General features: G+C 70.5%; 16 protein-coding genes and 1 tRNA gene. 8 read left to right on the forward strand and 9 right to left on the reverse strand.

Annotated elements, in window-relative coordinates:
- Positions 1 to 46: 46 nt before the first annotated feature.
- Genes VB080_RS08690 through pyrR form a run of 3 tightly spaced genes read right to left on the reverse strand, consistent with a single transcriptional unit; the run spans position 47 to position 2819 of the window.
- Positions 47 to 1318, reverse strand: coding sequence for a dihydroorotase (locus VB080_RS08690; RefSeq protein ID WP_323418049.1), 1272 nt, complete (start codon positions 1316 to 1318; stop codon positions 47 to 49).
- Positions 1315 to 2256, reverse strand: coding sequence for an aspartate carbamoyltransferase catalytic subunit (locus tag VB080_RS08695; RefSeq protein ID WP_323418050.1), 942 nt, complete (start codon positions 2254 to 2256; stop codon positions 1315 to 1317). Before VB080_RS08695 ends, VB080_RS08690 begins: the two co-directional genes overlap by 4 nt.
- Positions 2253 to 2819, reverse strand: coding sequence for a bifunctional pyr operon transcriptional regulator/uracil phosphoribosyltransferase PyrR (gene pyrR, locus VB080_RS08700; RefSeq protein ID WP_323418051.1), 567 nt, complete (start codon positions 2817 to 2819; stop codon positions 2253 to 2255). The genes VB080_RS08695 and pyrR overlap by 4 nt, the downstream gene beginning before the upstream one ends.
- A gap of 91 nt (positions 2820 to 2910) precedes the next feature.
- On the opposite strand from pyrR, the gene VB080_RS08705 reads away from it, so the two are divergent.
- Positions 2911 to 3090: a hypothetical protein gene (locus tag VB080_RS08705; RefSeq protein WP_323418052.1), complete on the forward strand. Its 180-nt coding sequence runs from the start codon at positions 2911 to 2913 to the stop codon at positions 3088 to 3090.
- Between the two features lie 84 nt (positions 3091 to 3174).
- Here the strand turns inward: VB080_RS08705 and pepN are convergent, their stop codons facing one another.
- Positions 3175 to 5880, reverse strand: coding sequence for an aminopeptidase N (pepN, locus tag VB080_RS08710; protein ID WP_323418053.1), 2706 nt, complete (start codon positions 5878 to 5880; stop codon positions 3175 to 3177).
- Positions 5881 to 6023: 143 nt separating this feature from the next.
- Here pepN and VB080_RS08715 point away from each other — a divergent pair, with 143 nt between their 5' ends.
- From VB080_RS08715 to VB080_RS08735, 5 genes are all read left to right on the forward strand, one after another.
- Positions 6024 to 6839, forward strand: coding sequence for an Fpg/Nei family DNA glycosylase (locus VB080_RS08715; RefSeq protein ID WP_323418054.1), 816 nt, complete (start codon positions 6024 to 6026; stop codon positions 6837 to 6839).
- A complete protein-coding gene (locus tag VB080_RS08720) occupies positions 6812 to 8272 on the forward strand; it encodes a hypothetical protein (RefSeq protein ID WP_323418055.1) in 1461 nt (486 codons plus the stop codon). The genes VB080_RS08715 and VB080_RS08720 overlap by 28 nt, the downstream gene beginning before the upstream one ends.
- Before the next feature lie 131 nt (positions 8273 to 8403).
- A complete protein-coding gene (locus VB080_RS08725) occupies positions 8404 to 9753 on the forward strand; it encodes an FAD-dependent oxidoreductase (protein ID WP_323418056.1) in 1350 nt (449 codons plus the stop codon).
- A gap of 76 nt (positions 9754 to 9829) precedes the next feature.
- The gene (locus VB080_RS08730; RefSeq protein WP_323418057.1) at positions 9830 to 11269 is read left to right on the forward strand and encodes an aldehyde dehydrogenase (NADP(+)); all 1440 of its coding nucleotides are present in this window, start codon (positions 9830 to 9832) and stop codon (positions 11267 to 11269) included.
- 109 nt (positions 11270 to 11378) lie between these two features.
- Positions 11379 to 11451, forward strand: a tRNA-Pro gene (locus VB080_RS08735).
- 124 nt (positions 11452 to 11575) lie between these two features.
- Here VB080_RS08735 and VB080_RS08740 read toward each other — a convergent pair.
- A complete protein-coding gene (locus VB080_RS08740) occupies positions 11576 to 12754 on the reverse strand; it encodes a Fic family protein (protein ID WP_323418058.1) in 1179 nt (392 codons plus the stop codon).
- 454 nt (positions 12755 to 13208) lie between these two features.
- On the opposite strand from VB080_RS08740, the gene VB080_RS08745 reads away from it, so the two are divergent.
- Complete coding sequence (locus VB080_RS08745) at positions 13209 to 14369, forward strand: N(5)-(carboxyethyl)ornithine synthase (RefSeq protein ID WP_323418059.1); 1161 nt, start codon at positions 13209 to 13211, stop codon at positions 14367 to 14369.
- 323 nt (positions 14370 to 14692) lie between these two features.
- Here VB080_RS08745 and VB080_RS08750 read toward each other — a convergent pair whose 3' ends face one another.
- Positions 14693 to 16336, reverse strand: coding sequence for an FAD-binding protein (locus VB080_RS08750; protein ID WP_323418060.1), 1644 nt, complete (start codon positions 16334 to 16336; stop codon positions 14693 to 14695).
- Between the two features lie 53 nt (positions 16337 to 16389).
- On the opposite strand from VB080_RS08750, the gene VB080_RS08755 reads away from it, so the two are divergent.
- Positions 16390 to 16962 carry a helix-turn-helix domain-containing protein gene (locus VB080_RS08755; RefSeq protein WP_323418061.1) on the forward strand — a complete coding sequence of 191 codons (573 nt, stop codon included), beginning with the start codon at positions 16390 to 16392 and terminating at the stop codon, positions 16960 to 16962.
- 53 nt (positions 16963 to 17015) lie between these two features.
- Here the strand turns inward: VB080_RS08755 and VB080_RS08760 are convergent, their stop codons facing one another.
- From VB080_RS08760 to VB080_RS08770, 3 genes are read right to left on the reverse strand one after another with little or no spacing between them, the layout of a single operon-like run.
- On the reverse strand, positions 17016 to 17804 hold the full coding sequence (locus VB080_RS08760; protein WP_323418062.1) for a putative ABC transporter permease: 789 nt from the start codon (positions 17802 to 17804) through the stop codon (positions 17016 to 17018).
- 58 nt (positions 17805 to 17862) lie between these two features.
- Positions 17863 to 18474 (reverse strand): helix-turn-helix domain-containing protein, encoded by a 612-nt coding sequence (locus tag VB080_RS08765; protein WP_323418063.1) that lies wholly within the window; start codon positions 18472 to 18474, stop codon positions 17863 to 17865.
- A gap of 52 nt (positions 18475 to 18526) precedes the next feature.
- On the reverse strand, positions 18527 to 19165 hold the full coding sequence (locus VB080_RS08770) for a helix-turn-helix domain-containing protein (protein WP_323418064.1): 639 nt from the start codon (positions 19163 to 19165) through the stop codon (positions 18527 to 18529).
- Positions 19166 to 19199: the final 34 nt, after the last annotated feature.

The following is a 19199-nucleotide window of genomic DNA, read 5'->3' on the forward strand; positions in this document are numbered from 1 at the left end:
TATGCTGAATCGTTCTATTGCGGGATTCCCGCGGCGACCCCGCAGCTCAGCGCCGGTAGGTGACGGTTCCTGCCCAGATGGTCGCCACCACCGGATCGGGCAGCTCCCGACCGTGGTAGGGGTTGTTCCGCGACCGGGACGCGGAGGCCGCGCCGTCCACCACCGCCCTGGCCGCCGGGTCCACCAGGACGAGGTTTGCCGGCTCGCCAACCGCCACCGGGCGGCCCTGGCCGGCCAGCCGGCCGATCCGGGCCGGGGTGGCCGACATCCGCTCGACCAGGGTGGGCCAGTCCATCCGTCCGGTGTTGACCATCACCTCCGCCACCACGGCGAGGGCCTGCTCAAGGCCGAGCATGCCGGGCAGGGCGATGTCGAAGGGGTGGTCCTTGTCCTGCCGGGCGTGGGGGGCGTGGTCGGTGGCGACGGCGTCGATGGTGCCGTCCGCCAGCGCCTCGCGGACCGCCTCCAGGTGCTCGGAGGTGCGCAGCGGGGGGTTCACCTTGAAGGTGGTGTCGAAGCCCTCGACCAGCGGGGTGTCGAGCAGCAGGTGGTGCGGGGTGACCTCGGCGGTGACCGCGATCCCGCGCCGCTTGGCCCAGCGGATCACGTCCACGCTCTCCGCGGTGGAGACGTGGCAGACGTGCAGCCGGGCGCCGGCGAGCTCGGCCAGCTGGACGTCGCGGGCGACGATCACGCTCTCGGCCTGGGAGGGCCAGCCCGGCAGCCCCAGCCTTCCGGAGATCTCCGACTCGTGGCAGCAGGCGCCGGGGCCGGCCAGCCGCGGGTCCTGGGAGTGCTGGGCGATCACGCCGCCGTAGGTCCGGGCGTAGGTCAGGGCGCGGCGCATCAGCAGCGAGTCGGAGACGCAGCGGCCGTCGTCGGAGAACATCCGCACCCGCGCCCGGCTGGTGGCCATCAGGCCCAACTCGGCCAGTTCCTCGCCGGCCAGGCCCTTGGTGACCGCGCCCACCGGCACCACCTGGCAGTGGCCCTCGCGTTCGCCCAGCCCCAGGACGTACTCGGCGGCCTCGGCGGTGTCGGTCACCGGGTCGGTGTTGGCCATGGCGTGGACGGCGGTGAACCCGCCGCGGGCGGCGGCGGCCGTCCCGGTGGCGACGGTCTCGGCGTCCTCCCGTCCGGGTTCGCGCAGGTGGGTGTGGAGGTCGACCAGGCCCGGCAGGGCGAGCAGCCCGTCGGCGTCGATCCGCTCGACATCGGCCCCCGCCTCGGACGGCGGCGCGAACACCCCGTCCCGGACGAACAGGTCGGTCCGGTTGCCGTCGGCGGTGGCCGCCCCGGTGATCAGCAACTGCGTCACGCGTTCACTCCTTCATCGGACCCGCCGAGGATGTGGTACAGCACGCTCATCCGGACGGCCACCCCGGCGGCCACCTGCTCCAGCACCAGGGAGTTGGCGGCGTCGGCGGCCTCCGAGGAGATCTCGACGCCGCGGTTCATCGGGCCCGGATGGCAGATCGCCGCGCCGTCCTTGAGTCGCTGCAGCCGTTCCAGGGTGAGGCCGTAGCCCTCGGAGTACTCCCGCGGGGTGGGGAAGAAGCCGCCGGCCATCCGTTCGCGCTGCACCCGCAGCATCATCACGATGTCGGCCTGGCCCAGCACGGCGTCGAAGTCGTCGGTCACCTCGCAGCCCCAGGTCTCCACCCCGGTCGGCAGCAGGGTCGGGGGAGCGACCAGGACCACCTCGCCGCCCAGGGTGCGCTGCAGCAGGACGTTGCTGCGCACCACCCGGGAGTGCAGCAGGTCTCCGACGATCGCGATCCGCTTGCCGGCGAAGCCGTCGGAGCCGAGCTGGCGGAAGTGCCGGCGCATGGCATAGGCGTCGAGCAGGGCCTGGGTGGGGTGCTCGTGCTGGCCGTCGCCGGCGTTGATGACGTGGGCCTTTACCCAGTCGGCCGCCTGCGCGACCGCCCCGGAGGAGGAGTGCCGGATCACGAAGGCGTCCACCCCCATCGCGTCCAGGGTCAGCATGGTGTCGCGCAGCGACTCGCCCTTGGAGGTCGAGGAGCCCTTGGCCGAGACGTTGATGGTGTCGGCCGACAACCACTTGCCGGCGATCTCGAAGGAGCTGCGGGTGCGGGTGGAGTCCTCGAAGAACATGTTGATGATGGTGCGCCCGCGCAACGCCGGCAGCTTCTTCACCGGACGGGTCTGCACCTGCTGCATCTGCTCGGCCAGGTCCAGGATGCCCTCCGCCTCGGCCAGGCTGAGGTCGGCGGCGCTCAGCAGGTGCTTCATCGGCGGTCTCCTGCCCGGGAGATGGTGACCTCGTCGAGCCCGTCGACCTCGGTCAGCCGGACGCTGACCCGCTCGTCGGCCGCGGTCTGGATGGTGCGCCCGATCGCATCGGCGGCGATCGGCAGCTCGCGGTGGCCGCGGTCGACCAGCACCGCCAGCCGGACCGCCCGCGGTCGGCCCAGGTCGCGCAGCGCGTCGAAGGCGGCGGCCACCGTCCGTCCGGAGAACAGCACGTCGTCGACCAGCACCACCACTGCGTCGTCGATCGAGCCGGGCACCTCGGTGCGGCCGACCGGACGGGTGGGGTGGCGGCGCAGGTCGTCGCGGTACATGGTGATGTCGAGGGTGCCGAGCCGGACGGCCGTGCCCTCGGCCTGCTCGATCAGGGCCGCCAGCCGGCGGGCCAGCGGCGCACCACGGGTGGGGATACCCAGCAGGACCAGGTCGGACGCCCCGCGGTTGGCCTCCAGCAGTTGGTGGGCCATCCGGGTCAGCGCCCGGGAAAGCTCCTCGGCATCGATCACGACCCGGTCGGGTTGGGGACTGTCAGGGGGCAGGCTCACGCGGGTGACTCCTCGGGCTCTCGGCCTGACCACGCCGAACGCGGACTGGCTCCGAGCCGCCAATGTAGCCCACGTCGGTTACCCTGTGCGCATGCTTCCACGTCTTGTGCTGACCCCGCTGGAGAGCCTGCCTGGCTGGATGGCCGTCCACGAGCCGAGCGTCCTGGAGTTCCTGGTGGTGATCCTGGGCGTCCCGGCCGCGATCGCCGCCGTGTTCGTCGCCCTGGTGATGGGCCCGGCGTGGTGGCGAAACCGCAGCTCGGGCATCTGAGGACGCTCAGGACATCTGCGTTGTCATCCGCTTTGCGGCTGACAAGCTGGCCGTCTGTTCCTCACACCGCTGGCGCGCTGTTCGTCAGGACGTCTGCGCTTGCACCCGCTCCGCGGCTGACAAGCTGGCCGTCTGGCAGCGCAGCGCACGCTCTGCGTCGTCCCGCCGCTCGTTGATCTGCCGGCGGACGGCGTCGGTGAGCGGGGTGTCGCGCAGCCAGGCGTCCAGCCAGCCGAGCAGTTCCCGGTCGGCCAGCGGACGGGGGAACAGCAGACCCAGCACATGCTGGCGCAGTGCCGAACTCCGGTCCGCCCAGCCGTCGGTGCCGTCCGAGATCGCCTTGGCAACATCGACGTAGGCCTGGACGTAGGGCGCCAGCACCTCGTCCTGGCCGAGCTGCCAGAACTGCGAGCAGACCTGGAAATGGGTCTCGTTGGCCACCTCCGGGTCGGCGGTGGCCAACGCCCAGGCAGTCGCCTTCGCCTCAGCCGTGGGCTGAGCGGCGCGCGCCCCGGCGGCCTTCTCCGCGCCAGCAGCGGTGGCATCGCGGCCGGCCTCGGCTGTGATCGTGTCCTCGCCGACCGCACCGCGCCGGGCCAGTTGGGTGAGGATCTGCCAGCGCAGGTCGGTGTCGATGGCGAGCCCTGCGGGAGCTTCCTCGCCGTCCAGCCAGGCCCGCAGTACCTCGATGGCGGGCTCGGACTCGGCCGAGCCGACCAGCGCACGGGCGAAGGCCAGCTGGTGGTCGGAGCCGGGCTCGGCGTCCTTCAGCAGCCGGGCCAGGCCGCGGGCGAAGTGTTCGTTCAGCGCCTCGCGATCGGCTCGGGGCGCGTAGTAGTCGATCGCGGTGCGGACCTCACCCAGGACGGCGCCGACAGCGGTCAGGTCGGTCTCGACGCCCACCCCGCCGAGGACCATGTCGGTGAAGTCGGCGGCATTGAGCTCGGCGTCGCGGCACATGTCCCACGACGCCCCCCAGACCAGCGCCCGGCTGAGCGCGGAGTCCAAACTGGCCAGGTGGCCCACCAGGGTGGCCAGGGAACGGTCGTCGAACCGGATCTTGGCGTAGGTCAGGTCGTCGTCGTTCAGCAGGATGAGGTCCGGCCGGGGTTGCCCGACCAGTTCGGGGAGCTCGGTCAGCTCACCGGCGATGTCGGTCTCGACCCGCTGGAAGCGGGTGAGCCTGCCGTCCCGCTGGCCGCGTTCCCCGCTTGGCTCGTCAACTCCTGCCTCGCCCTGGTGAGAGATCGAGTCGGTTCGGTCCTCCGCTCGGGCCTGGGTGGAGTAGAGGCCCACGGCCAGCCGGTGCTGCCGCAGCGTCGGCCAGGCTGGGGCGGCCGTCTGCCGGATCGCGAAGCTGGTGAACCGGCCGTCGTCGTCGACGCTGAACTCGGCCCGCAGGGTGTTGACCCCGCAGGTCTGCAGCCAGTCGGCCGCGAACCGGGAGAGGTCGCGTCCCGACGCCTCGGTGAGGGCTTCGAGCAGGTCGTCGAAACGGGTGTTGCCCCAGGCGTGTTTGGCGAAATAGGCCCGTACCCCGGCCAGGAAGCCCTCCTCGCCGACGAAGGCGACCAGTTGCCGCAGCACCGAGGCGCCCTTGGCGTAGGTGATGCCGTCGAAGTTGAGTTCGACGGCCTCCAGGTCGACCATGTCGGCGGCGATCGGATGGGTGGACGGCAGTTGGTCCTGCCGGTAGCCCCAGGTCTTGCGGCTGTTGGCGAAGGTAGCCCACGGGTCGTCGAAATCGCCGCCGGCCTCGCGCCGCTTCGCCTGGGCGAAGTGGGAGGCCCACTCGGCGAAGGACTCGTTGAGCCACAGGTCGTCCCACCAGGTCATGGTGACCAGGTCGCCGAACCACATGTGCGCCAGTTCGTGCAGGATCGTGTTGTCCCGGGACTCGTAGGCAGCGTTGGTGGTGCGCGAGCGATAGAGGTACTCGTCGCGGATGGTCACGCACCCGGCGTTCTCCATCGCCCCGGCGTTAAACTCGGGGACGAAGATCTGGGCGTAGTCGGCGAACGGGTAGGGGAAGCCGAAGTGCTCCTCGAAGACGGCGAAGCCGGCCTTGGTGGTGGCAAACAGGCGGTCGGCGTCCAGGAACTCCACCAGCGATTGCCGGCAGGACAGCGACAGCGGGATCTCGGCCGCGCGGCCGGCATAGCTGTCGGTGACGGTGTGGTACTCGCCGGCGATCAACGCGGTGATGTAGGTCGAGATCGGCGGCGTGGGAGCGAAGCTGAACCGGGCCAGCCCCTCATCCTCGGGCGTGGGTTCGACAGCGGGCGAGTTGGAGAGCACCGTCCAGTGGTCGGGGGCGATCACGGTGAGCTCGAAGGTGGCCTTCAGGTCGGGTTGCTCGAAGCAGGCGTACATCCGGCGGGCGTCGGCGGTCTCGAACTGGGTGTAGAGATAGACCCGATGGTCCACCGGGTCGACGAAGCGGTGCAGGCCCTCGCCGGTGCGCGAGTAGCGGCAGACTGCGGTCACGGTCAGCTCGTGGTCGCCGGCGGCGGCCCGGAAGTGCAGTTTGTGGTCGGCGAAGGCGTCCTGGGGCAGTTCCTCGCCGTCCAGGCTGGCGTGCAGCACCCGGTCGGCGATCAGGTTGACCCAGGTGTCGACGTCCACGCTGGAGAAGTGGATCGTCGAGGTGGAGACGAAGGTGGTGCCATCGCCCGCGTCCTGGTCGTCCGCGACACGTCCGGACAGGTCGACGAGCACCTGGTAGCCGGTGGTGCGAATATCCTTCGCGCGCTCGGCGGCGTCGGCGCGCGTGATGTTGGCCGGGTACATGGCCCCTCCTCTGGCTGAGCCTCGGTGGCAAGCGTGCCGAGGTTACCGGCCGGAGTGGCTGGGCTCAACCGCCGGCCTGGACGGGCCTTGCGATTGCGCTCAGCGGGATAGTCTTCCAGACCCGTCCGCGGAAAGGTCCAGGTATGCCCGAAGGTCACGTCATCCACCGGCTTGCCGGCGAGCTGGACGCCGCCTTCGCCGGCCGCCCGGTGCGGGTCAGCAGCCCCCAGGGACGATTCGCCGACGCCGCGGCGCTGCTGGACGGACGGACCTTTGCCGGCGCCGACGCCTATGGCAAGAACCTGTTCCTGGGGTTCGCGGGCGCGCCGGAGTTCGTCCACATCCACCTCGGGCTGATCGGGAAGCTGCGGATCGGGCCGGCGCTGCCGGTGACCACGCCGGACACCCTGCGGCTGCGGATTGAGGACGGGCGCACCGCCGCCGAACTGCGCGGGCCGCAGACCTGCGCGCTGATCACCGCCGACGAGAAGGAACGGGTGGAGATCCTGCTCGGACCCGATCCGCTGCGACCCGGAGCCGACGGGGCACTGGGCTGGGCAAGGGTGACCCGCTCCGCGCGCCCGATCGCGTCCCTGCTGCTCGATCAGCGGGTGGCGGCCGGGGTGGGCAACATCTACCGTTGTGAAGCGCTCTTCCGGGCGCGGCTGCACCCGTTGACGCCGGGCAACCAGGTGACGAGGCGGCGCTGGAACCGGATCTGGGCCGATCTGGTGGCGCTGATGCCGCTGGGGGTGGCCGACGGCCGGATCGACACCGTCCGGCCCGAGCACGGCCCGGAGGCGACCGGCCGCCCGCCGCGGGTCGACCGGCACGGCGGCGAGGTCTACGTCTACCGCCGGCAGGGGATGCCCTGTCTGGTCTGTGGGCGGCCGGTGAGCATGCGCATGCTGGAGGGACGTACCTTGTACTGGTGCTCCCGATGTCAGGCCAGCCGGTGAGGTTGCCGTTCGACGGCGGCCGGGTGGTCGTGGCTGCCGACGGCGGCCTGGAGTTTCTGGTGGACGGGCTGGGCGGCGTCCGGTGCAGTGTCGTGGGTGCACAGTTCACCCCGGTCCTGGTCGAACCGGACGTGGCCGAGCACGAGGGAACCGCCGGTGGCCTGGAGGTCGGGCAGCGGGTGACCGCCGGCGAGCACTGCCAGCTGCGCTGGGCGATCGACGTCCCCGAGCAGCTGGACGATCCCGGACTCGTGGTGCAGGTCGAGGTGGGCGACCGGCAGCTGGTCTGGCTCTGGCCGAGCGGTGCCGACGGGCTGCTGGTGGTGCTGCCGCGCAGCGGGACGGGCCCGGTGCTGGCGCTGCACGCCGTCCAGGCCGAGCTGCGGCTGGCGGAGTCGGCGGGGGACAGCGACCCGGCCACGGTGGTGCGGCTGGTGGTGACCCCGCGGGACCTGGGACCCGGGCGCCAGGTGGTGGTACTGCGGGCGCTGGTACTGCCGACCCTGCTGGCGGCCGGGTCGCTGCTGCCGGCCTGGTTCGAGTCGCTCACGCTGGAGGCGGGGGAGGAGTGGACGGCGCCGCTAGCCGACCTGGGTGTGGACAGCGAGCCACCGGTTGAACTGGCCCTGACCGAGCGCGCGGCGGAGATCCGGCTGCTGGCCCCGGCCGGGCGGCACCGGGTCGGCGTGCATGGTCGCCGCGGGGTGACCGACCTGGTGTTCGAGGTGGCGCCGCCGATCGCCGCGCTGTTCAGCGAACTCGCCGGCGTGCTCGGTGAGGTGCCGGTGGCCGATGGTGCGTCGGCGTTCGTGCTGCATCGTGCCCTGGTGTCGGGGGCTGTGTCGCGAACAACGGCGATCGAGGATGCGCTCGACCGCTTCGACTGGAGTTCGAAACCTGGCGCGCTGGCGGTGGCCTTCGGCAGCGAACGGGCGCTGGCGGACGGGGAGCCGGCCATGGCGAGAGAGGCGCAACGGCGGGCGGCCGAGCTGCCACCGGGGTTGGGCCGGCCGCGGGTGCGCAGCTTGGCCTGGCTGGTGGCAGCCGCGCTCGGCCTGGACGCGCTGCTGGCGCTGGGCGCTGACCCCGAGAGCGAGCTGCCGGACGACCGGCCGGTCACTAGGGACGCCGCAACGTCCGGTGAGGGTGTGGAAGCCGACCTGGCGCTGGCCCGCCGTAGCCCGCTGGCGGTCGACGGGCTGGCCGGTGCGATCAACGCGCTCGGCGCCGGGTTGCCCGGCTTCCCGGTCGGCCTGGGTGCGGTCGAGCAGGCGCTGCTGGTCGGTCTGCTGGAAAGCTGCCCGGAGGACTGGCCCGAAGCCCCGCTGGCCGGCGCCACCGCGCAGGCCACCCGCCGGCGACTGCTGGCGTCCTACGCCGCCGGCCGGCTGACCGACCCGGCGCCGCTGGCCTGGCTGCTGGTCTACGGCTGACTCTCACCGAGCTGTCTTTGGATGCAGGTCGCGAAACAGTCCCGGATATCGGTCGGCGGTGGGACGCGCGGACGGACGCTTTCTGGTAAGCAGAGCGGTGGAGATCGGGTGAGGGATGAGAGGCTGACGGGATGGGTGGCGGACGGCCTGCGGTCGCGATCGTGGGTGCCGGTGCTGCCGGGACGGCGACGGTGTGGCGGCTGCGCGAGCTCCTCGGTGGCGAGATCGCGCTCACCGTCTTCGAACGCGGCCCGCACGTGGGCGGACGGGCCTGGGACGTTCCCTTCGCCGGTACCCGGGTCGAGGTGGGTGCCAGCCTGGTGCACTCCGCCGACCGGTATGCCCACGCGCTGATCGATTTCGCCGGGGCGAGGGCTGTCCCGCTCACACAGCTCACCGGTGAGCCCAACGACGGCGCGCTGTGGACGACCGGAGGTCTCGCCGCGCGCCGCCGGGGCAGGTCGACTGCTGCCTCCCGGGGAATCGCGCGGTACGCCGGGCCGGCGGCTGCGCTGCGGCTCACCGGCAGCGTGAAGGAGTTCGCCGAACGCTGGGCGAGGATCTACCCGCTACAGGCGGCCGGCAGCGGCTATGACACCGTGGACGACTTGCTGCAGGCGCTCGACCTGCGCCCGGAGACGTTGGTCTCCCTGTGGGCGCATCTGCGGGCCCACGGTGTTGCCGAGCGTGCGATCGACGAGATCGCGGCCGCCGCCGTCGGTGCCCGGTACGGCCAGGGCGTCGAGGTGAACGCTGTCGCCGGAGAGTTCGTGCTGGCGGCGGCCGGCCTCGCCGGCGGTCAGCAAGCCGCCATTGAGGGTGGCAGTTGGAGGCTCCTCGATCGCACGCTCCGGAAGCTGAAGACGGAGATCCGGCTGAAAACCGCCGTCACCGGTGTCGAGGGACGGATGCTCGCCGGCTCCCCGTCCTACCGGCTGTCGACCACGACCGGTGAGGTGGGTGACTTCGACGCGGTGGTGATCGCCGCTCCGCTGGCGCTGGCCGGGCTGCGGCTGAGGGCGGACGGCCTCCCGCTCACCTTTCCGCTGCACCGCTACCAGGAGATGCACACCACCCTGGTGGCCGGCGAGCTGTCGTCGGGCTATTTCGGTTCTCCGCCGCACCGGAGGCTACCGGGACGGATCCTCGCAACGCCCTCGGCCGGGGCACCGTTCAGTTCGGTGGTCCTCGCCGGCCGCTCACCGACCCGCCAGGTCCCGATCTACCGGATCACCTCCAGCGCACGGCCGGCCGGGAGGGAGCTGGTCGGCCAGCTGTTCAGTCGCGTCGACGATGTGTACCACTTCGCTTGGCCGGCGGCCGCACCGGTGCTCACACCGGGGACAGCGCACCTGCCGTTCGAGCTCCGTCCGGGGCTGTTCTACGCCTGTGCTGGCGAGACCGTCGCGTCCGCGGTCGAGGTCGAGGCTGTCGGCGGTGTCAACACGGCGCTGCTGGTCGCCCGGCAGCTGCGTCGCTGACCTGCGCGGCCCGGCCGCCCTCGCTCGCGCACAGGACGACCGCCGCAGCCACCCCGCGACCCTCTACGCTGGCGCGGTGCACACGACAACCAGGATCGCCGAGGTGGACCGGGCCACCGAGCTGGCGGGCGACGCTTTCGCCGCCACCGTCGGGGCTTCCGACGACACCCGGGCCGGCTGGCTGCGGGCAATTGCCGACGCGCTGGACGCGCACGTGGACGACCTGGTTGCGCTGGCCGACGGCGAGACCGCCCTCGGCGCGGCGCGGCTGACCGGAGAGGTGGCTCGCACCACCGGCCAGCTTCGGCTGTTCGCCGCGGTACTGGCGGACGGCGGCTATCTCGAGGCGATCATCGACCATGCTGCGCCCGGGCGGCCCGACCTGCGCCGGATGCTGCGTCCGCTGGGACCGGTGGCGGTGTACGCCGCCTCCAACTTCCCGTTCGCCTTCTCGGTGGCCGGTGGCGACACCGCTTCGGCGCTGGCTGTCGGCTGCCCGGTCGTGGTCAAGGCCCACCCCGGACACCCTGAGACGTCGCGGCGCACCGCTGCCCTGGTGACGGAGGCGCTCGCTGCCGCCGGCGCGCCGGTGGGGGCGTTCGGTCTGGTCGAGGGTTTCGAGGCTGGCCTCGCCCTGATCGACCATCCAGCGATCACCGCCGCGGCCTTCACCGGCTCGGTCGCGGGCGGACGGGCGCTGTTCGACCGCGCGGCGGCACGGCCGGCCCCGATCCCGTTCTTCGGGGAGCTGGGCAGCATCAATCCGGTGGTGGTCACCGAGGCGGCCGACGCCGTCCGCGGAGCCGAACTGGCCGCCGGGCTGGCAGCCTCCTTCCAGTTGGGCGTCGGGCAGTTCTGCACCAAGCCAGGCCTGGTCTTCGTGCCCGAGGGATCGGTGCTTGAGGCCGCCCTGCCCGCTCAGGTCGGACGGGCGCCACACCGCCTGCTCACCGAGGCCATTGCCCGCGGCTTCCGCGCCGGTCTGGAACACCTCGCCGGCGTCCCCGGAGCCGCGCTGGTCGCCGGGACGGTCAGCGAACCGGCCGCCGGGCCCGAGCCACTGGTGTACGCGGTCGACCTGGCCACCTTCACTGACCCGGCGTTCACCGCGACGCTGACGACGGAGGTCTTCGGCCCGGTCACCCTGCTGGTGCGCTACCCGGACGCGGCCACCCTTGTGGGAGCTCTCGCCGCACTGGAGGGCAGTCTGACGGCGACCGTCCACGCCGAACCCGACGAGGATGTAACCGCACTCAGCGCGGTGCTCGCCGACCGGGTGGGACGGCTGCTCTTCGGCGGCTGGCCGACCGGGGTGGCAGTCACCTGGTCGCAGCAGCACGGCGGCCCCTGGCCCGCCACCACTTCACAGCACACGTCAGTCGGGGCGACCGCCGTCCGCCGGTTCCAGCGTCCGATCGTCTACCAGGACGCCCCCGAGGCCGTGTTGCCGGCGGCGCTGCGCGAGGACAACCCGCTGGGAATACCTCGACGGGTGGACGGCGTGCAGGTGCGCTGAGACGGCCGCCGAGTGAGGGAGGCCGGCCCGGCTGAGGCGTCCGGATTGGTCGCCCCCCTGACGGACGGCATAGACTGAGCCGCCGACGCGTCCGGGGATCCCGGGCGACCGGGGCGTAGCGTAGTGGCTAGCGCGCCTGCTTTGGGAGCAGGAGATCGCAGGTTCGAGTCCTGTCGCCCCGACCGTTGAAATACGGCTCTGGCTAGGATATTTAGCCGGAGTCGGCCCAGTTGGCGACGATCTTGCACAACATATGCACACCATAGGACTGCATGGAACTGCCCGGATCCTTAGGTCTTGGAAGGCTCAACTCGTCTCGTCGATGTAGGTCATGGGAGCTTCCATGACCTCCAGCACCTCGGTCGCGGCCCAGAACTCGCGTCCGCCGCGTCCCCTGCTGCCTAGGCTTCTTAGCCAGCCTCGGGCCTCGGCGGTCCGGATCAGGGTACGCGCTGCCGGGGTGGTCAGTCCGGTTGCTGCCTGGACGGCCTTTACTGTCGCCACGGGCTTGCGGACGACGAGTTCGACCAGCGCAGGCAGGCTGGAGCGGGTCTGAATGGCCTCGGAAAGGTAGGTCTCGCGGATCTTGACGAGGGCGCGCGAGCGGGCGACCGCGTCATCGGATTGCGATCTGACGGCCTTCAGGAAGAACAGCAGCCACCCCTCGATGTCTGCCCGTTCACGGACGGACTGGAGACTGTCGTAGTAGTCCTGCCGATAGGTCTCGAAGTAGCTCGACAGGTAGAGCAGCGGGAGGGGGAGGCGTCCGCGTTCCATAAGCAGCAGGTTGATCAGCAGCCGTCCGAGGCGGCCGTCGCCGTCGAGGAACGGGTGGATCGTCTCGAACTGGTAGTGCATGAGCGCGGCCTGGACGAGGGCAGGCAGGTGCCTACCGTCGTCGTTGACGAAGAACTCCCAGTCCCGCATCAGGTCGGGCAGGTGCTCTGGCAGTGGTGGGACGAAGAAGGCGCTCTCGGGCGTCGCGCCCGCATGCCCGACCCAGACCGGGCTGGCGCGGAACTCGCCGGGGTTGCGCTCGTCGCCGCGCACACCACGCAGGAGGACTTCGTGGACCCGTAGGACGAGGCGCTGGGTGATCGGAAGGGTCTTGGCCAGGTCGTAAGCCAGTTCGGTCGCTTCCAGATAGCGGCGGACCTCCTCGGTGTTGTCGTTGCCGGTCTGTGCGTCGAGTTCGGCCTGGAAGAGGTCGGACAGGGATGCCTGGGTGCCTTCGATGCGCGAGCTGGCCAGGGCCTCGCGCCGCAGATACGGGCCGATCAACAGGCTCGGATTGGTGATGACCATGCCGAGGCCCTGCAGGTGTCCGAGCGCGGCGTCGGCCTCGGAGAGTGCGGCAACCACCTCCGAGTTCAGCGGGAGTTCTCGCGGGATTGGATTCGGCAGGTAGTAGGTGAAGGCCCACTTGTTGCCCGGCTCGCGCCACGGCTTGCCGAAGATGCTGTCGGCGAACCTGCCAGCGTCCATGAATCCCCCTGTGGGTGAGGCGCGTTGACCCGAGTAGTGCAAGTTGTAAATCTGAGTATAGCAAACTTACAAGTTGTGGAAGACGCTGTAAGTCGGCTTGACACCCCGCCGCAGGTTGAAAGTGAGACCTGCGTTGACTTACATGTGCGCAGCCACCCTGTAAGCCGACTTGGCGTGCACTCACCAGCACTTCCGGAGCTGACTCGACGTCGGCGCTGGGTTCGCCGAGCCTGAAGGAGGTTGCCGATGAGCACCAAAGGCATCACCAGCTGCGCGGGCGACCCGCAGGCGATAGGGCCAGAATCGCCGTTCTGGCCGGATCGCAGCAGATATGTCAGTTGACTAGCAGTTTTGCGCGACTGTTCGACGTTTGTGAGTAGCGCACACGTCCCCCCGTCCGGGGGGCTGAGCCAGCTTCGAGGGCGGGCGCGCCCGGGCGAGTTAACCTGAGAAGATGTCAATGCAGACTGAATCCGGTCCAACCCTCGCCGTGATGGGACGATCCCGCAAGGAGAATGAGCGGCGGCTTGCGCTCCATCCCAAGCACCTCGAACGGATTCCGGACGAACTCCGGTCGCAGGTGTTCTTGGAGACGGGGTACGCCTCCCGGTTCGGCGTCCCGGATGCAGAGCTGGCTCCGTGGGTGGGTGGATTCGGTTCCCACGACGAACTCGTCGAGCGTTGCGATATCGTCCTGCAGCCCAAACCCGTGGCCGCCGAGCTGGCCAGCATGCGGCCGCACCAGGTGTTCTGGGGGTGGGCGCACTGCGTCCAGGACCACGAGCTGACCCAGCTTGCCATCGACAACGGACTGACTGTGGTCGCCTTCGAGGCGATGAACCACTGGCACAGCGACGGGTCCTTCTCGCTGCACGTGTTCCACAAGAACAACGAACTCGCCGGCTACTCCTCGGTGCTGCACGCCCTGGAGCTGTGCGGGTTGACCGGGCACTACGGGCGGCGCAAGAACGCGGTAGTGATCGGTTTCGGGGCGACCGCCCGCGGCGCGGTGACCGCGCTGAACGGCCTCGGTTTCCACGACGTGGACGTGCTCACCCACCGGGAGGTGGCCGCCGTCGCGGCACCGATCCACTCGGTGCGGATGGTGCACTTCGAGAATGGCGTCGGGGCCACCGATCCCGGGCAGGCGGTCGTGGAGGACGAACTCGTCCCGCTGCCGTCCTTCCTTGCCGCTCATGACATCATCGTCAACTGTGTCCTGCAGGATCCGAACGCGCCGATGGTCTTCCTCGATGAGGGACACCTGCCGATGCTCGTCCCGGGCACCCTGGTGATCGACGTCTCCTGCGACGCCGAGATGGGGTTCAGCTGGGCGCGTCCGACCACCTTCGACGAGCCGCTGCTGACCATCGGAGGCGTCCGCTACTACGCAGTCGACCACAGCCCCTCCCACCTGTGGGCCGCCGCTACCTGGGAGAACAGCGAGGCCCTCCTGCCGTTCCTGCCAGTTGTCCTGAGGGGACCGGCTGCCTGGGACGCCCACCCCGCCATCGGCCGGGCGGTGGAGATCCGTGACGGCGTCGTCCAGAACCCTGCGATCCTCACCTTCCAGCACAGGAGGGCCGGCTTTCCGCACGAGGTCATCGCCGACTGATCGCGACCGTGCGGGCGAACCGGACGGGGGGCGACCTTTCAGGAAGATCGTCCGGCACCAGGAAGGCACGCCCGTCCGGCGCCAGGAGGCTCCGTCCGACCGTCATCCCGGCGAAGGCGGGGGTCTCTCGTGGGGTCTGATCGGACGGGCCGTCCCGATGAAGGTCCCCGCGAAGGGTCAGGACGAGCAGGTCGGTGCACGCCTGTGGCGCACCGCTGAGGAGCTCACCGGCGGCTCCCTGGTATCTGTGGACCTGTGAGGGACTCGCCTCCCCGGCCGTGCAAGGGACTGCCACGATCGACTTCGACGTCTCTCACGCACCGTCAGGACGCCGCCAGGTGCCGGCCGGCGATGTAGCCGAAGACGGCCGCCGGGCCGAGGGTCGAGCCCGGACCGGGGTAGGTGTGTCCCATCACCGAGGCCGAGTTGTTGCCCGCGGCGTACAGGCCCTCGATCACCGAGCCGTCCTCGCGCAGCGCGCGGGCGAACTCGTCGGTCAGCACCCCGCCCTTGGTGCCGAGGTCACCGGCGACGATCTGGACGGCGGTGAACGGACCCTTCTCGATCGGGCCGAGGTTCGGGTTGGGCCGCACCAGCGGGTCTCCGTAGTAGCGGTCGTAGGCGGAGTTGCCCCGTCCGAAGTCCTGATCGACGCCGGTGCGGCAGAAGCCGTTGAAGCGTTCGACCGTGGCAGTCAGCCGGGACGGGTCGACACCGATGCGCAGCGCCAGGTCGGCCAGGGTGGGCGCCTTGACCGAGATTCCGGCCTCGGCCATCGCCTTGTTCGCGCGCGGGTCGAGCGCATAGGACCGCAGGTAGCGACGGGGGAACCGGGCGTCGGTGATCATCCAGCAGGTGCCGGGCACCGACTTGTGGTGTTCGAACATGTGATGGCCGAGGTCGACGTAGGACTCGGACTCGTTGGCGAACCGCTCGCCGGCGGCGTCCACGATGATCGTGTACGGCATCGAGCGCTCGCTGACCAGGAAGGACGGCGAGCCGTCCGGGCCGGCCGGCGGGATCGAACCGCCCCACCAGGCGTCGTCCATCAGATCGACGGCTGCGCCGATCCGCTGAGCCACCTCGATCGCCGATCCCAGGTTCCCGGGGGCGCCGGACGAGGCGCTGCCGTCCACGCCCTGGTAGCGCTCGCGCCACTCGGCATTGTGGTCGAAGCCGCCGCCGCCCAGCACGACGCCGCGGGTGGCGCGGACTGTCTGCGGCCGGCCATCGCGGACGGTGTGGACGCCGACCACCCGGCCGTCGGCTTCGAGCAGTTCCTCGACCGGGCTACTCAGCCAGACCTCGACGCCCAGCCGCAACGCCACCTCCAGCAGCGCGGCGGTCACCGCACCACCCATGCCCACTGCCCGCTTCCGGGTGGCGAGACTGCCGATGGTGCGGAAGACCACCTTGGCGCCGCGGGTGAACCCCGCCGGGGTCGACCAGGCGCGGGAGAGCAGCCAGAAGTCGTCGGTCTTGACCGGTGCGGGCAGGCCGTCCTGACCGCGGGAGGTCTCCCACCAGGATCCGATCCGCTTGGTGTCGAAGGGCGCCACCTCGATCGCCCGGCCGATCTTGCCGCCGGGCAGCTCCGGGTAGTAGTCGGGGTAGTCGGTGGCGCGGGCGAAGGTGACCCCGTGCCGCTCCGCCAGGCCGACGAAGCCGGTGACGCCGTCAACGAAGGCCTCTTTGCGCGCCCGCGAGGTGGCCGGTCCCGCGTCGCCGATGGTGGCTTCCAGGTAGGCGAGCGCGTCCTCGCGGGAGTCGCCGGCACCGTCGCGCTGCATCAGCGGGTTGTTGGGCAGCCAGAGCCCGCCACCGGACAGGGCGCTGCTGCCACCCCAGCGGTCGGTGCTCTCCAGCATCAGTACCTTCAGGCCGGCATCGGCAGCACTGACGGCCGCGGCCAGGGCGGCGACCCCGGTGCCGACGACCACCACATCGACGGTCTTGTCCTGGCTCATCGTTCCAGCTCCCCTCTGACCGGACACTCCTGTCCGGTTCTAGACTGACAAGCATGCCTGCTCCCGCCCGTCCCAGCAATAGAGGCCCCGCTGCCGCGGCCGAGAATCGTGCGGCGATCCTGGCCGCCGCACGGACGCTGTTCGCCGAGGCGGGCTATCGGGTGCCGCTGAGCGCGATCGCGAAACGCGCCGGGGTCGGCCAGGGCGTGTTCTACCGTCATTTCGGCGACCGGCTCACCCTCGCTGACGCCGTGTTCGCCGAGAACTTCGACCGGTTCGAACAGTTCGTCGCCACTGTGCCCGGACCGGAGTGCTTTGGGGCGCTCTGGCGCCGCCTGGTGGCCGCGACCCTGGAATCCGGCGCCTTCATCGACATGGTGATCGACGCCCGCACCCGACGACCCGGATCACAACCCGAGCAACGCCTGCGGGAACTGGTTGCCGAGCCGCTGGCCCGGGCCCAGGCGGCGAGACTGGTCGACCCCGGCTGGACGGTCGACGATGTCGAGTTGCTGCTTCACATGGTCCACGGCGTGGCCATCGCGCAGCCCGATCGCCGTCGAGTTCCCGGTGCCGTGCAGCGCGCGCTCTCCCTGATCGACCCTCGGCTGGCCGACAACCACTGAGTTGACCGACGCGGCCCGCCGCGGTCGCTGCCAGCGGGGGCGACCGGTGAGGGTCAATCGGCGCTGGCGGCCTGGCGTGGCGATCGCTGCGCGCCGTCCCCGGCGCCCGGCGGCACTTCCTCCCCGGCGAGCGGGGCGATCTCGCTGAGCCAGTTCGTGCGTCCACCGGGGAAGGCGGCTTCGAGGCGGGCGATGGTGTTGCGGGAATGCTGCAGCAGTCGGGCGTGGCGGCGGGATCTGGCCTGGTCGAACTCCGTTCCCAGGTTTGCCAACTGGTGGTCGATCTGGTCACGCAGTCGCGTGAGAGAGCCCTGGAAGGCGCGGATCTCGGGACGGACGCGCAGCACGGAGACGATCGAGTGGCCCCAGTCGGCGATGAACACGGTGGCCAGGGCAGAGGCGAGCGCGACCGCCCACAGCACCGGGAGCGCGGCCAGAGCCTGCTGGAGCAGCGGATCGAGAACGTACACCACGGCCAGGGCGGCCACCCCGAAGCCGAGCGAGTTCAGCAGGCACACCCGTCCCTGGATGCTGCCGACCCGGCCGGAGTAGTCCCACAGCACCAGGCCGAACAGCCGCTGGAGCAGCAGGTGCCCGATGAACTCGACGACGGTCGCGACGGCGGTTCCGATCACGAACACCAGCACAGGGCTGTCGTGCAGCCCGGCGGTGCACACCTGGATGCCGAGCGCCCCGACCGCGTAGATCGGGACGAAAGGCCCGGTCAGGAAGCCCGGGTTGATCAGCCGTCGCTGGTACCACGACAGCACGGTCCCCTCCAGCACCCAGCCGAGGAAGGAGTAGCACGCGAACGCGAGCACGAGGCTGCTGATCGTCACCATGGCGTCACCGCGCCCGAGATCGCTCCGCTGCCGAGCCTGAAGTGCGGCCCTGAGGCGATCATGGCTGCAGGGGCGCCGTCCCGCGCGGGGGGAGCGGGACGGCGCCCGACGGGTTCAACCCGTCCAGGAGAAGGCTCAAGTAGCGTCGCCGGACGGTCGGCGAGGCGTCCACCACGCCCTGCCCGGTCAAGACCATCGCAAGCAGGACAGGCAGATCGTCGGCATCCAGGTCGGGCCGGAGGTTGCCGGCCTGTTGCGCCCGGGCAACAGTGTCCCTCAGTCGCCCGTCCCGGCCCAGGAACTGTGCGGTGACCTCGTGAAGGTTGCCGACCGACTGCACCACCCCGATCTCTCGCCGCATCACCTCAACCACCTGCTCGGCGACCGTCAGCAGGTCCTGATGTGTGGCAGCACCCGAGGCGAACTCCGCCAGCAGCGGATCGATCTCCTCGTCGAACACCCGATTGAGCACCGCTCGAGCCAGCACCTGCCGGTTGGGAAAATGCCGGTACAGCGTCGCGACACCGACGCCGGCCTCCTCAGCGATGCGGCTGAGCGTGACCGTGCCGTCTCCCAGCAGCCGCCGGGCAGCGTCGAGAACCCGACCGATGCTGGTCCGGGCATCCGCCCGGACGAGCCGTTGCATGGGTGGCGAGTCGACTGAGGTCACACACCCATTCTGATAGTTCACTCTCAGATCATCAAGTCCGCCGACTCATCAGCTACTCGGGTGCGACCTTCGTGGGCGGGGGTGGAACCAGCAGTTGGCCGCGCAGGGCTCTGGCTTGCTGGTAGAGGTCGCGCAGGCTGTTGGTGGTCGTGAAGGCCCAGGCGTCCAGCGCGGCGGTGACCGTCGCGATGATGAGGTGCAGGACGACGGCGATCGGGAGTTCACCGATCCCGGCGGGCAGTTGCTCGCCGAGCCGGGTCTCGGCGAGTTGCACCAGCCGTGACTCCCAGGCATCAAGGGTCTGGCGCAGGTCGGGATCCTGCTGCACCAATTGGCGGAACCGCCGGTAGGTCCCCGCGGCGGCCGGAGCGGTGACCCGGTCGTAGTCGTCGAGGGCCTGCAGGATGGTGCGCTCGATCTCGTCCAGCAGATCGGACGGTGTGGTTGCGGTGAGCGGGAGGCTGTTGAGGAGTTGTTCCAGGCCGGGCAGCCAGTCGAAGACCAGGTCGCTCTTGGTCGGGAAGTGGCGGAAGACGGTGCGGGTGGACACCCCCACCTTGCGCGCGATGTCTTCCATGGTGGTGGCCCGGAACCCCTGCTGATCGAACAGGTCGAGCGCTGCCGCGGCGATCTCGTTGTGGGTCTGGTCGCGCAGCCGTTCGCGAAGCGGCACCGGTGCCGTCTCGGTCATCGTCCACTCCTTCCGGGCGTGCTGCATCGGGATC

This window comes from Propionicimonas sp. (assembly GCF_034927565.1).
In the GTDB taxonomy this organism is placed as follows: Bacteria; Actinomycetota; Actinomycetes; order Propionibacteriales; family Propionibacteriaceae; genus Propionicimonas.

What these genes read in the sequence shown, in the direction of transcription:
- VB080_RS08695 (WP_323418050.1), bottom strand. Translation starts at nt 2,256, where the DNA reads ATGAAGCACCTGCTGAGCGCCGCCGACCTCAGCCTGGCCGAGGCGGAG.
- VB080_RS08705 (WP_323418052.1), top strand. Translation starts at nt 2,911, where the DNA reads ATGCTTCCACGTCTTGTGCTGACCCCGCTGGAGAGCCTGCCTGGCTGG.
- pepN (WP_323418053.1), bottom strand. Translation starts at nt 5,880, where the DNA reads ATGTACCCGGCCAACATCACGCGCGCCGACGCCGCCGAGCGCGCGAAG.
- VB080_RS08715 (WP_323418054.1), top strand. Translation starts at nt 6,024, where the DNA reads ATGCCCGAAGGTCACGTCATCCACCGGCTTGCCGGCGAGCTGGACGCC.
- VB080_RS08725 (WP_323418056.1), top strand. Translation starts at nt 8,404, where the DNA reads ATGGGTGGCGGACGGCCTGCGGTCGCGATCGTGGGTGCCGGTGCTGCC.
- VB080_RS08740 (WP_323418058.1), bottom strand. Translation starts at nt 12,754, where the DNA reads ATGGACGCTGGCAGGTTCGCCGACAGCATCTTCGGCAAGCCGTGGCGC.
- VB080_RS08745 (WP_323418059.1), top strand. Translation starts at nt 13,209, where the DNA reads ATGTCAATGCAGACTGAATCCGGTCCAACCCTCGCCGTGATGGGACGA.
- VB080_RS08750 (WP_323418060.1), bottom strand. Translation starts at nt 16,336, where the DNA reads ATGAGCCAGGACAAGACCGTCGATGTGGTGGTCGTCGGCACCGGGGTC.
- VB080_RS08755 (WP_323418061.1), top strand. Translation starts at nt 16,390, where the DNA reads ATGCCTGCTCCCGCCCGTCCCAGCAATAGAGGCCCCGCTGCCGCGGCC.
- VB080_RS08760 (WP_323418062.1), bottom strand. Translation starts at nt 17,804, where the DNA reads ATGGTGACGATCAGCAGCCTCGTGCTCGCGTTCGCGTGCTACTCCTTC.
- VB080_RS08770 (WP_323418064.1), bottom strand. Translation starts at nt 19,165, where the DNA reads ATGACCGAGACGGCACCGGTGCCGCTTCGCGAACGGCTGCGCGACCAG.